Consider the following 13,363-nt stretch of genomic DNA (forward strand, 5'->3'; position numbering starts at 1 on the left):
AGGGAAGCAGGCTTTCCGTGTGCCGAGGCGTTCTTGAAAGTGCTAACTGCCATAAAAATAAAGCACATGGAGTAGCGTCGATGATCTCAGTAAACCAGTTCTGGCGCCGGGCGAAGCTGCCCCTGGCCGTCAGTCTCGCCTCTACGCTTGCCGGTCCCGCATTCGGCGTCAGTTTCAACATCGGTGAAATCGAGGGCAGTTTCGACTCGTCGCTGTCGCTGGGGGCCAGTTGGTCGACCCAGAACCCGAACAAGAACCTGATCGGGGTCAACAACGGTGGCAAGGGCCTGTCGCAGACCTCCGATGACGGCCACTTGAACTTCAAGGCGGGGCAGACCTTCTCGAAGATCTTCAAGGGTATCCATGACCTGGAGCTGAAGTACGGCGATACCGGTGTGTTCGTGCGAGGCAAGTACTGGTATGACTTCAAGTTGCAGGACGAAGACCTGGACTTCAAGAACGTCAGCAACGACAACCGCAAGGAAGGCGCCAAGTCGTCCGGCGGGCAGATTCTCGACGCCTTCGTCTACCACAACTATTCGATTGCCGACCTGCCGGGTTCCGTGCGTTTCGGCAAGCAGGTGGTGAGCTGGGGTGAAAGCACCTTCATCGGTGGCGGGATCAACTCCATCAACCCGATCGACGTGTCGGCCTTCCGCCGTCCGGGGGCTGAGATCAAGGAAGGCCTGATTCCGGTCAACATGTTCTATGTGTCCCAGAGCCTGACCGACAACCTGTCGGCCGAGGCGTTCTACCAGTTGGAATGGGACCAGACGGTAACGGATAACTGCGGGACGTTCTTCTCGCAGCCTGATGTCATCTCCGATGGTTGCACCGACAACCTGAGGCTGCTGAGCAAGCGTTCGTTCCTCGCGACTCAGCCCGGTGCACTGCCATTGCTGGCGGGTTTCGGGGTCAACGTCAACGAGGAGGGCGTCCTGGTCAAGCGCGGTGCAGACCGTGATGCTCGGGATAGCGGTCAATTCGGCGTAGCGTTCCACTATAACTTCGAGCCGCTGGATACCGAGTTCGGCGCCTACTTCATGAACTATCACAGCCGTGCGCCGATCTTCAGCGCCACAGGTGCGTCGGCTGCAACTTTTGCCGCAGCTAACGCGTTGACGCCGACTCCTGCCGCCAGCTTGCGTCCCTTGATTGTCGCGGGCAACTCCAGCTACTTTGTCGAATACCCGGAAGACATCCGCCTCTATGGCTTGAGTTTCTCCACGACGCTGCCTAGCGGTACGGCCTGGAGTGGCGAACTGAGCTACCGGCCAAACGCGCCGGTGCAACTCAACACCACCGACATTCTGTATGCGGGTGTCACGCCGTTGATTGGCCTGGGAGCGGCCTCTCCGCTCAAGGGCACTGCCGGCACGGATTTGCATGGCTATCGCCGCAAGGAGGTCACCCAGTTCCAGACAACCTTCACGCACTTCTTTGATCAAGTCATGGGCGCCAGCCGCCTGACCCTGGTCGGTGAAGTGGGGGTTACCCATGTGGGTGGTCTGGAGAGCAGTTCCAAGGCGCGTTATGGCCGTGATCCGGTATTCGGCCCTGGCGCAGGCGCGCTCTGTGCAACGCTCAACTCCGGCACCATCCAGGGCGCAGGCCCAGGCACCGATGCGAGCAACCGCACCGAGAACTGCAACAACGACGGCTTCACCACTGCCACCTCCTGGGGCTATCGCGCCCGTGCCATCTGGGAATACCCGGATGTCTTCGCAGGCATCAACCTCAAACCGAACGTGGCCTGGTCCCACGACGTGAAAGGCTACTCGCCAGGTCCCGGCGGCAACTTCGAGGAAGGTCGCAAGGCCGTCAGCCTGGGCCTCGATGCCGAGTACCAGAACACCTACACCGCGAGCCTGGCGTACACCAACTTCTTCGGCGGTGACTACAGCACGGTCGACGACCGTGACTTCGTCGCGCTGAGCGTCGGTGTGAACTTCTAAGTACGCTGAATTTCAGGAAGAACAAGAACATGAAGACAACCAAGAATCTGTTGCAGGTCGGCGTACTCGGACTGTCCCTGCTGGCAAGCAGCGTGATGGCCGCGGTATCGGCTGACGAAGCGGCCAAGCTTGGCACCAGCCTGACCCCGATGGGCGCGGAAAAGGCCGGTAACGCGGCGGGTACCATCCCAGCGTGGACGCCGATGCCGAAGAATGCCGGCAGCGTCGACGGCAGGGGTTTCCTCTCCGACCCGTATGCCAGCGAGAAACCGCTGTTCACCATCACCGCGCAGAACGTCGAGCAGTACAAGAACCAGTTGGCGCCCGGCCAGTACGCGATGATCAAGCGCTACCCGGACACCTTCAAGATGCCGGTGTACCCGTCCCATCGCGGTGCCACCGTGCCGGATGACGTGTTTGCCGCGATCAAGGAAAACGCCACCAAGACCAACCTGGTCAGCGGCGGCAACGGCCTGGAAAACTTCAAGACGGCGGTGCCGTTCCCGATTCCGAAAAGTGGCGTGGAAGTGATCTGGAACCACATCACCCGCTATCGCGGCGGTAGCGTGACCCGCCTGGTGACTCAGGCCACGCCGCAGGCCAACGGCTCGTTCAGCCTGGTGTACTTCCAGGACCAGTTCGTGTTCCGCGACAAGATGAAGGACTACGACCCGGCCAACCCGGGCAATATCCTGTTCTACTTCAAGCAGAAAGTGACCGCGCCGGCGCGCCTGGCCGGTGGCGTACTGCTGGTCCACGAAACCCTCGACCAGGTCAAGGAACCGCGTTCGGCCTGGGTCTACAACGCCGGCCAGCGTCGCGTGCGGCGTGCCCCGCAGGTTTCATACGATGGTCCGGGGACCGCGGCTGACGGCCTGCGTACGTCCGACAACCTCGACATGTACAACGGCGCACCGGATCGCTACGACTGGAAGCTTGAAGGCAAGAAGGAAATGTACATCGCCTCCGACAGCTACAAGCTCGACGACCCGAAACTCAAGTACGCCGACATCATCAAGGCCGGCCACATCAACCAGGACCTGGCCCGCTACGAGCTGCGCCGGGTCTGGCATGTGGTCGCGACCCTGAAGGAGGGTCAGCGCCACATCTACGCCAAGCGTGACTTCTACATCGACGAGGACACCTGGCAGGCGGCGGTGATCGACCACTACGACGGTCGTGGCCAACTGTGGCGCGTGGCCGAGGCCCATGCCGAGAACTACTACGACAAGCAGGTGCCGTGGTACGCCCTGGAAACCCTCTACGACCTGCAGTCCGGCCGCTACCTGGCGCTGGGCATGAAGAACGAAGAGAAGCAGGCGTATGACTTCGGCTTCACCGCCAGCACCAGCGACTTCACGCCTGCCGCCCTGCGTCAGGACGGCGTTCGCTGAGGTTCGCTGCAAGGCAGAGGCGCATCCTCTGCCAGGACGCCCCGACTGGTTCGGGGCGTTTTTTTACCTGGGAGAACTGTGGCTAGATATTTCAATATGCAGGCAATTCGACACATTTGCGCTAAAAAACCTTCAGTGCGCTGACAATTCCCGCTAGTCTGCGCTGATGTGCCTTGCCGATAACTGCCTTTGACAAGAGCCCGGCCATGACTGATCTGTTCCGTATGCCAGGCCCCGTGGGCCAGGCCATACCCGCACTGGAAGGACGTTTCTACCGACCGCCGTTGCCTGAAGGCCACGTGCTGCGACCCCGTCTGTGCGAACGCCTGGCAGCTGGCCTGGATGGCCGTCTGTTGCTGATCAGCGCCCCCGCCGGCTTCGGCAAGAGTTCCCTGGCGGTGGAGTTCTGCCAAAGCCTGCCTGGACACTGGCAAAGCCTGTGGCTGGGGCTCAGCCCGCGCGACAACGACCCAGGGCGTTTCCTGGAGCGTCTGCTCAATGGCCTGCAACAGTACTTTCCCAACCTGGGCAGCCGGGCGCTGGGCCTGTTGAAAATGCGCCAGCGCCACCAGCCGTTTGCCTTCGAGGAATGGCTGGACGGGCTGCTCGATGAACTGGCGGTGCACCTTTCAAGCAGTGCGCCGCTGTTGCTGGTACTCGACGACTATCACCTGGCCCAGGGGGCGGTCCTCGACCGCTGCCTGCAATTCTTCCTCAATCATCTGCCGCCGGGGCTGCTGGTGCTGGTCACCAGCCGCCAGCGACCGGAGTGGCACCTGGCGCGCCTGCGTTTGTCGCGGCAATTGCTGGAACTGAACGAACAGGACCTGCGGCTGACGCTTGGCGAGTCGATGGCCCTGTTCGACCGGCATCCCAACTCGCTGGACCGCGAGGCCCTGCAGACCCTGATCGAGCGTAGCGAAGGCTGGGTCGCCGGGTTGCGTTTCTGGTTGCTGGCGGCGCAGGCCAGCGACGAAGCGTTGCCCCAGGCCCTGCATGGCGGGGAAGGGCTGATCCGCGACTACCTGCTGGAGGAGGTGATCGATTTCCTGCCGGCGCACGTCCAGGCCTTTCTCTACGACACCGCGCCCCAAGAGCGGTTTTGCCGCGAACTGTGCGATGCGATCCGCGAGTCCCATGACAGCGGGCAGATTCTCGAGTACCTGCAATCGCACCAGGTGTTCCTGGTGCCGCTGGACGAGCACGGTCGCTGGTTCCGCTACCATCATCTGTTCTCCGACCTGCTGCGTAGCCGTCCTGCGGCCAACCGCCTGGTTCCGGCCGAGAGTCTGCACCTGCGTGCCTGCCGCTGGTTCAGTGCCCAGGGCCTGCTGGACGAGGCGGTGGAGCAGGCGTTGCGTGCCGGTCACCTGGACGTGGCGGCGAACCTGGTGCAGAACCTCTCCGAAGAGCAACTGTTGGCCGAGCAGAACGTCGGCATGCTGCTGCGCTGGAAAATGGACCTGCCCGATAGCCTGCTGATCAGTTCACCGAGGCTGATCGTGTTGTACTCCTGGGCCCTGGGGCTGGCCTGTCAGCTGGATGCGGCGCAGGAGTTGGCCAGCAACCTGAGCAACTTCCTGCCGGCACCGTCGGCCAGTGCGCAGAAGTCCATGCTGGCCCAGTGGCTGGCGCTGAGCGGAATCATCGCCCGAGGCCGTGGTGATCGCGAGCTGACCCTGGCCTATTGCGGCGAGGCCCTGCTCAGCCTGCCCCATAAACGTTATGGCCAGCGCCTGTTGTGCTTGTCGACGCTGTCCAATCTGGCGATTGCCGAAGGCGACCTGTGGCGCGCCCGCAGCTTGAACCGCGAATCGCTGGAATTGGCCCAGCGGGTCGGTAACCCGCTGTTCGAGGCATTGGCCCATTACGACCGGGCGCGGGTGCTGCAGGCGCGTGGCGAAGTGCTGCGGGCGCTGGATGAGGTGCGCCAGGGCCTGCAGCGCCTGCGAGGATTGCCGGCACAGCGTCTGTATGCGGCCCGGGCGCGGCTGACGCTGTACGAAGGTTACCTGCTCAACCTGCGTGCGCAGCCTGGGCCGGCGCGCCAGTGTCTACTGGCCGGGGTGCATGAGGCGCGGGCCTGTCGCGATATCAGCGTTCTGGTCGGCTACTGCGTGATTGCCCGCCAGGATGGGCGCCAGGGCGATTTCGCCAAGGCCTTTGCCGAACTCGCCGAAGCCGAGCGCCTGATGCATATCTGGGACGTGCCACCGATCTACTATCTGGCGATGATCACCCTCGTCAAATGCGAGTTGTGGCTGGCCCAGGGGCGTATCGACCTGGCCGAGGCCTGGCTCGGACGACTGGGGCAGACCTACAACGGCGAGCAGCCGGCCGCCGCTCCTGAGTTCCAGCCACAATTGCCGGCGCATATCGAACTGCAGCAGGCGCAGCTTGACGTGCGCCAGGGCAAGCTCGAGGCGGCCCGCCAGCGCCTCGACAAGCTGGTCGAGCAGGGCCAGGCCAGCGGCGGTCAACTGCTCAGCATCCTGGCCTGGAACCCCTTGGTCATGCTGGCGCTGGCCGAGTCGAGGGACGCCGAGGCCCGCTCGCTGTTCGCCCGCGCCGTGGCGGCCGGTAGCGGCGGTGCGCTGCTGCCGTTCCAGGCCCTGGCCAGCAGCCATCCGGAGTGGATGCGCGAACAATTGCTGATGGCGCCGGATACGCCCTTGCGCCAGGGCTTGCTGGCACTGCTGCCGGCCCAGGCGGGACGTGAGCCGGCGCCTGCGGGCGAGCAACTGAGTGCCCGTGAGCTGGCGGTCCTGCAACTGATCGCGCAAGGTTGTTCGAACCAGGAAATCAGCGAGCAGTTGTTCATCTCGCTGCACACCGTGAAAACCCATGCCAGCCACATCAACGGCAAGCTGGGCGTGGAGCGGCGCACCCAGGCCGTGGCGCGCGCACAGGACCTGGGGCTGCTGGGCGAATCGCGCTGAGCCTGGCCGGCTTCGCCCGTACTATCCCTCTCATTTTGAAGCGCAATCCCGCTCCATGGGGTGGCTATATGCCTTGGCTGCGCTATAACCAATAGACGTGTGCTTTTCCTTGTTGTGCCTGGTGCGCAGCATGCCCTGCGTCGGTCTTGGGGGCGGGAAACCTGCCAGCGACCTTCGATCATGAATTACCAAGGAATTGTCTGGGAGCAAGGAATGCGTGAAACCTCCTTCAACCCCGCTCCGGTTGTCCTGATTGTCGATGACCAGACGACCGATGCGCTTATTCTCAGTGAGTCGGTCCGGGATATGGCGCAGGTGTATGTCGCCAGCAGTGGCGAAGAAGCCTTGCGTGTGGCACGCCAGTTTCGCCCGGATGTGGTGTTGCTCGACATCGAAATGCCGGACATGAGCGGCTTTGAAGTCTGCAAGGCGCTCAAGGCCGATCCCAAGCTGTCCGACGCCGCGGTGATTTTCGTCACCTCCCATGCCCAGGCCGACTATGAACTCCAGGCTCTGGGCTACGGTGGCATCGATTTCATCCAGAAGCCCCTCAACCTGCCGGTGGCCAGGGCCCATATCAACGCCCACCTGACGCTGCGCAGCGAAGCCAAGCGCCTGGCCAATCATGACGCCCTGACCGGCCTGCCCAACCGCATGCTGTTGCAGGACCGCGCGGAACAGGCGCTGAAAATGGCCCGGCGCAATCACGGGCGGCTGGCGATGCTGTTGCTGGACCTGGACAACTTCAAGGCCATCAACGACTCCATGGGGCATTCGGTCGGTGACCAGATGCTCAAGTACGTCGCCACGCGGCTGTCGCTGATCCTTGGGAGCATGGACACACTCAGCCGCCAGGGCGGGGACGAGTTCATCATCCTGCTGTCGGAAGTCGACAGTTTCGAGGCGGTCGGTGACTTTGCCGACCAGGTGCTGGCGACCATCTCCAACCCGTTCTCGTTGCAAGGCAATCGCTACGACCTCAGCGCCAGTATCGGCATCGGGGTATTTCCGGAAGACAGCGACGACCTCGAATCGCTCTACCGTCATGCCGATTCGGCGATGTACCAGGCCAAGCAGGCCGGGCGTAACCGCTACCAGTTCTTTTCGCCAGCGATCGAAAGCGGCATGCGTGCCAGGCACTTGCTGGAACGGCACATGCGCGCGGCCATCGACGATGGTGTGTTCGAAGTGTTCTACCAGGCCAAGGTCGATGTCCGCGAACACCGGGTGGTCGGCATGGAGGCACTGATCCGTTGGCGTGATGGCAATGGCAACCTGGTTTCCCCCTCGGACTTCATCCCGCTGGCCGAGGAAACCGGGCTGATCATCCCGATCGGCAAATACGTGTTGCTGCAGGCCTGCAAGGACACCTGCAAGCTGCACGAACAGGGTTTGCTGGTCTGCGTCAGCGTCAACATCAGTGTCGTGCAGTTTCGCGAGGAGTCGTTCCTGACGATGGTCAAGGACATCCTGCGCGACTCCGGGCTCGCCCCGCATTGGCTGGAGCTGGAGATCACCGAGGGCGTGCTGGCCCGGGATACCGACAATGCCCGTGAAACCCTGATGTCGCTCAAGGCCCTGGGCGTGCACGTGTCCATCGACGATTTCGGTACGGGCTATTCGAGCCTGGCCTATCTCAAGCGTTTCCCCATCGATGTGCTGAAAATCGACCAGAGCTTCGTGCGCGACATGCTTACCGACAAGAGCGACCTGGCCATTGTCGAGGCAATCATCAAGCTGGGCCAGGCGCTGGGGCTGGAGCTGGTGGCCGAGGGCGTGGAGACCTGGCAGCAGGCTGAACTGCTGCTGGAGCTGGGGTGCCGGGTGATGCAGGGCTATCTGTATTGCCGCCCGGTGCCATTCGCCCAGATACGTACCCTGCTGGCCTCCTGGTCACAGGCGACATGAGCAGCCTGCCGATAGGCGGCATCCGCTATCACCGTATTGCCCAAGGGAGCATGAGTTGAAACGATTTCGTCTGTTTGCCTTGAACGGTCGCGCCCTCACGCTGCTGGTCATTGGCCTTGTGGCAACGATCGTCGGATGCCTGGCGCTGCAGAACCTCAACGAGCAGCGTGCCCGGGAAGCCCTGGCCAATGCTGCCGACAATGCGGTGGATGCGGTTGCCGACCGGCTGCAGCAGTACCAGTACGGGTTGCGTGGTACCCGTGGCGCGATCATTTCGATCGGCGAAGAGAATGTTACGCGCGATACATTCCATCGCTACAGCCTGACCCGCGATGTGCCGAGGGAGTTTCCCGGCGCACGGGGCTTCGGCTTCATTCGACGGGTCGCGGCGCAGGACCTGGAAACCTTTCTGCAGCGTGCGCGCAGCGATAACTCGCCGAACTTCAGCATTCACCAGTTCGCGCCCCATGACGGCGACCTGTATGTCATCCAGTACCTGGAGCCCAACCGTGACCAGGCGGTGGCGCTCGGCCTGGACATTGCCTCGCAGCCGGATCGGGCCGAGGCGGCACGTATGGCGGCCCGGACGGCGGAAGTGCGGCTCACTTCGCCGATCACGCTGGTACAGGCGGTGGGCAAGCCGCAGCAGTCGTTCCTGATCCTGTTGCCGATCTACAAGGGCGGAGTCGCCCCGCAAAGCGAGGCGGATCGGGAAGCGGCGGTGGTCGGCTGGAGTTATGCGCCGCTGATGATCGAGAGCGTCCTCAACGGCCTGATACCGGAGAGCGAGGCGGTCAATCTGCGCTTGCGTGATATCACCGGGCCGGGGCCGGCGGTGGAGTTCTACCAGACCGCCCATGAGTCGGATGGGCCGTCGGCAGGGTTGTTGAGCCAGACCCGGGAGCGGGAGATCTATGGTCGGCGCTGGCAGATCGAGTTGCAGGCGCTGCCGTTGTTCACGCAGCGCCTGCACCAGGTTTCGCCCTGGGTGGTTTTGCTTCTCGGCAGCCTGGCCAGCGTGCTGGTGGCCGCGCTCGTCGCCATCGCCGGGGTCAGTTCCCAGCGGCGTTTGCAGGTGCTGGCCGAGCAGAGTCGGTTGGCCCTGATCGTCGAGAGCTCTGCGGATGCCATCATCGGCACGACCCTGGACGGCATCGTCACCAGTTGGAACCGGGGCGCGCGCAAGCTGCTCGGTTATTCCGCCCAGGAAGCGGTGGGTCGACCGTTGCTGGAACTGATCGTGCCCACTGACCTGGCCTCGGAGGAGACCGACATTCTCAGGCGCATTGCGCTCGGTGAAACCATCGCCAACCTGGACACCGTGCGCCGCTGCAAGGACGGTCGGCTCCTGAATGTTTCGGCGAACGTGTCGCCCATCTGCGACGAAAGCGGGGCGGTGATCGGCGTATCGAAGATCCTGCGCGACTTCACTGCGCACAAGGCCGCCGAGGCGCAGATTCTCGAACTCAATGCCAACCTCGAGGAGCAGGTGGTCGAGCGCACATCGGAGTTGCGACACATCAACGTGCTGTTCAGCAGTGTGCTGCGTTCGGCGTCCAAGGTCTCGATCATTGCCACCGATCTGGATGGCGTCATCAGCCTGTTCAACGAAGGGGCCGAACAGATGCTCGGCTATCGCGCTGCCGAATTGGTGGGCAAGGCCACTCCGGCGATCCTGCATGTCGAGCAGGAAGTCGCCGAGCGCGGTGCCGAACTGAGCCGGGAGTATGGCCAGGTCATCGAGGGCTTCAGGGTCTTTGCGCACAAGCCGGAGCTCGAGCACTCCGAGGTCCGCGAGTGGACTTATGTACACAAGGATGGCTCGCAGGTGCCCGTGAGGTTGGTGGTGACGTCGCTACAGGATGATGAGGGCGTGCTGACCGGCTACCTGGGCATTGCGATCGACATCACCGAGCGCCGGTCGGCCGAGCACCAACTGGAACTGAGCCTGCAGGCGACGCGGGTTATCCGTGACCAGTTGCTGATGGCCGCCGATGTGGCGGAACTGGGCATCTGGACCTGGACGCTGGCGGACAATGCGCTGCAATGGAACGAGCGGATGTTCGAGTTCTACAGCCAGCCCTTGAGCCTGAAGGACAACGGCCTGGAATACTCGCACTGGTACGAGCGCGTGCACCCCGAGGATGTCGAGGCGGTGGCGGCGAAACTGGCCGCGGCAGTGGTCGGCGAGGGGATTTACGATCCGGTCTTCCGGGTGTTGGCGCCGGACGGTCGGATCCGCATTATCCAGGCCGGCGCGCAGGTCGAGCGCGACGCAAACGGACAGGCCTTGCGCGTCACCGGCATCAATCGGGACATCACTGTCCAGAGCGAACTGGAGGCGCACCTGCTCCAGGCCAGAGATCGCGCCGACAGCGCCAGTGCGGCCAAGTCGTTCTTCCTGGCGAACATGAGCCATGAAATCCGCACGCCGATGAACGCGGTGTTGGGGATGCTGCAACTGGTGCAGCACACCGACCTCAATCCCCGCCAGCGCGACTATGTGGTCAAGGCCCAGACCGCGGCCAAGTCGCTGCTGGGGCTGCTCAACGACATTCTCGACTATTCCAAGATCGAAGCCGGCAAGTTGCGCCTGGACCTGCACCCCTTCGAACTCGAACCGTTGATGCGCGATCTGGCGGTGGTGCTGGCGGGCAACCAGGGCAGCAAGGAAGTCGAGGTGATGTTCGACCTCGACTCCGACCTGCCGGGTAGCCTGGTAGGTGATAGCCTGCGCTTGCAGCAGGTGCTGATCAACCTGGCCGGCAATGCCTTGAAGTTCACCCAGCATGGCCAGGTGGTGGTGAGCATCCGCCAGTTGCAGCGTCTCGAGCGTTCGGCAAGGCTGCGGATTGAGGTCTGCGATACCGGCATCGGCATCAGCGCCGAGCAATTGCAGCGGATCTTCGAGGGCTTCACCCAGGCAGAGGCCTCGACGACCCGGCGCTTTGGCGGCACCGGGCTGGGCTTGGTGATCTGCAAGCGACTGGTGGGGCTGATGGGCGGCGAGTTGCTGGTGCACAGCGAGGTGGGCGTCGGCAGCCGCTTCTGGTTCGATATCACCCTGGACGTGGCCCGCACCGAGCCGTTGCGCCTGTCTTGCCCGGGGGTGGATTCGCAGATGCGCCTGCTGGTGGCCGACGACAATTCCATGGCCTGTGAACTGCTGTTGCGCACCGTCCGTTCCCTGGGTTGGACCGCGGACACCGTGGATGGCGGCACCCGGGCGGTGGAAAGCGTGCGCAATGCGCAGATGCGCGGCGAACCCTACGACGTGGTGTTGATGGACTGGCGCATGCCGGACATGGATGGGCTCAGCGCCGCCAGGCTGATCAGCTTGCAGGAGCAGAGCGTGCCACCACCGATGGTGATCATGATCACCGCCTATGGGCGCGAGGTCCTGGCTGATGTGCACCACGAGGGTGATGCGCCTTTCGTCGGCTTCCTGACCAAGCCGGTGACGCCCCTGCAATTGGCCGATGCGGTCCAGCTGGCGTTCGCCAGCGAGGTGCCGCCCGAAACCCGGCCGGCCCCGGTGCGCTTGCAGCGCCTGGCCGGTATGCGCCTGTTGGTGGTGGAAGACAATGCGCTCAACCGCCAGGTCGCCGACGAACTGCTCAAGGGCGAGGGCGCACAGGTCGTCCTGGCTGAAGGAGGGCTGGAGGGCGTGCAGACAGTGCTGTCGGCCTCGAAGCCATTCGATGCGGTACTGATGGACATCCAGATGCCGGATATCGACGGGATGGAAGCGACCCGGCGTATTCGCCGGCAACCCGACCTGGCCAGCCTGCCGATCGTGGCGATGACCGCCAATGCCTCGAGCAGCGACCGCGAGGCGTGCCTGGCGGCGGGCATGAATGACCATGTGAGCAAGCCGATCGACCTGGAAGAGCTGGTGCTGACCCTGCGGGTCCAGACCGGGCGTGAGGCTCCCCAACTGCTGGCGAGTACCGCCTCGGCGGAAGCGGCGGACACGGTGCTGGAGGCGCGTCATTCGATCCTGGCGCGTTTCGGTGGCAACCTCGAGTTGATCTGTACCGTGCTTTATGGTTTCGGGGCGGAGTTGGAAAAACAACTGTCATTGTTGCCCGGTCATCTGCAGGACCATGACGGCCCGGCGGTGGCCGCGGTGCTGCATGCGATCAAGGGCAGTTCCGGGACCATGGGTGCCCAGGCCCTGTCGCAACGTGCCGGCGGCCTTGAGCGCGAATTGATGCATGGCGATGCGGTGGCGGTGGCGCGGGTGCTCGAAGATCCGCAGTGGTTGCCAGAACTCGGGCAATTGCTGGCTCGCAGCGTCGAGGAGTTGCAGGCGGCGTTCGGCAATGGCTACCGCGGTGATCCCGTGCGGGAGGTGGCCGGCGGGCCGCGTTCTTGAAGGAGAGGGGAGCGACTCCTTATACTTTTCTCAACAGGGTCCCTGGCGGTTCCCGTGCTTCGGCACCCGGGTCGCCAGGGGCTTTTTTATTGTCTGTCGAGCCTGTTGCAGGAGCAGCCCATGGACTCTGCAAAACCCGCGCTGATCCGCGAAACCTTCCCCGTCGGCCCGTTGCAGTGCAACTGCACGATCATCGGCGATCCGATCACGAAAAAGGCCATCGTCGTTGATCCGGGCGGCAATCACGAGTTGATCCTCGCCCGGCTCGATGCCCTGGGGCTGAAGGTGGTCAGTATCATCCATACCCATGCGCATCTGGATCACTTCCTGGCTTCCGGCCAGTTGAAGGAGAAAACCGGCGCCACCCTGCACCTGCACAAGGACGATCAGTTCCTTTGGGACAACCTGGAGATGCAGTGCAACCTGTTCGGCGTGCCCTATACGCCGGTGCCATCCCCGGACAAGTGGCTGGCCGATGATGAGGAGCTGGTCTGTGGTTGTGGCGTGGCCTTGCACACACCAGGGCACACGCCGGGTTCCATGAGCTTCTGGTTTTCCGAGGCTAGACTGTTGATTGCCGGGGACACGCTGTTTCGCCGGGGTATCGGCCGTACCGACCTGTGGGGCGGTGACCAGGCCACCATCGTGCGCTCGATCAAACAGCGCCTGTACACCCTGGACGAAGAGGCCACGGTGGTCACCGGTCACGGTCCCGATACCCTGTTGGGTGACGAGATGCGTGAAAACCCGTTCGTTCGCGGCTGAAAGTTTCATGGAATTTTTGCCGTC

Annotated in this window: 6 protein-coding genes; all 6 read left to right on the forward strand. The window is 63.2% G+C overall.

Translation table 11 applies throughout. The features are described 5' to 3' along the window. Window positions 1-80 precede the first annotated feature (80 nt). The 6 genes from AC6I6U_RS09200 to AC6I6U_RS09225 all read left to right on the forward strand — a co-directional run bounded on the left by AC6I6U_RS09200 (window position 81) and on the right by AC6I6U_RS09225 (window position 13,339). Window positions 81-1,955, forward strand: coding sequence for a DUF1302 domain-containing protein (locus AC6I6U_RS09200; protein WP_497881646.1), 1,875 nt, complete (start codon window positions 81-83; stop codon window positions 1,953-1,955). A 29-nt stretch (window positions 1,956-1,984) separates the two neighbouring features. After that, window positions 1,985-3,349, forward strand: a complete 1,365-nt coding sequence (locus tag AC6I6U_RS09205) for a DUF1329 domain-containing protein (RefSeq protein ID WP_497881647.1) — start codon at window positions 1,985-1,987, stop codon at window positions 3,347-3,349. 206 nt (window positions 3,350-3,555) lie between these two features. After that, complete coding sequence (locus AC6I6U_RS09210; RefSeq protein ID WP_497881648.1) at window positions 3,556-6,288, forward strand: winged helix-turn-helix domain-containing protein; 2,733 nt, start codon at window positions 3,556-3,558, stop codon at window positions 6,286-6,288. Between the two features lie 213 nt (window positions 6,289-6,501). Further along, the gene (locus AC6I6U_RS09215) at window positions 6,502-8,196 is read left to right on the forward strand and encodes a two-component system response regulator (protein ID WP_497881649.1); all 1,695 of its coding nucleotides are present in this window, start codon (window positions 6,502-6,504) and stop codon (window positions 8,194-8,196) included. A 55-nt stretch (window positions 8,197-8,251) separates the two neighbouring features. Further along, a complete protein-coding gene (locus tag AC6I6U_RS09220; RefSeq protein ID WP_497881650.1) occupies window positions 8,252-12,574 on the forward strand; it encodes a PAS domain-containing hybrid sensor histidine kinase/response regulator in 4,323 nt (1,440 codons plus the stop codon). A 120-nt stretch (window positions 12,575-12,694) separates the two neighbouring features. Then, window positions 12,695-13,339, forward strand: coding sequence for an MBL fold metallo-hydrolase (locus AC6I6U_RS09225; protein WP_497881651.1), 645 nt, complete (start codon window positions 12,695-12,697; stop codon window positions 13,337-13,339). Window positions 13,340-13,363 lie beyond the last annotated feature (24 nt).

The organism is Pseudomonas sp. UTLPPB19802 (genome assembly GCF_059730225.1).

Coding starts and splice junctions, on each gene's coding strand:
- AC6I6U_RS09205 (WP_497881647.1), top strand. CDS start 1,985: ATGAAGACAACCAAGAATCTGTTGCAGGTCGGCGTACTCGGACTGTCC.
- AC6I6U_RS09200 (WP_497881646.1), top strand. CDS start 81: ATGATCTCAGTAAACCAGTTCTGGCGCCGGGCGAAGCTGCCCCTGGCC.
- AC6I6U_RS09210 (WP_497881648.1), top strand. CDS start 3,556: ATGACTGATCTGTTCCGTATGCCAGGCCCCGTGGGCCAGGCCATACCC.
- AC6I6U_RS09225 (WP_497881651.1), top strand. CDS start 12,695: ATGGACTCTGCAAAACCCGCGCTGATCCGCGAAACCTTCCCCGTCGGC.
- AC6I6U_RS09215 (WP_497881649.1), top strand. CDS start 6,502: ATGCGTGAAACCTCCTTCAACCCCGCTCCGGTTGTCCTGATTGTCGAT.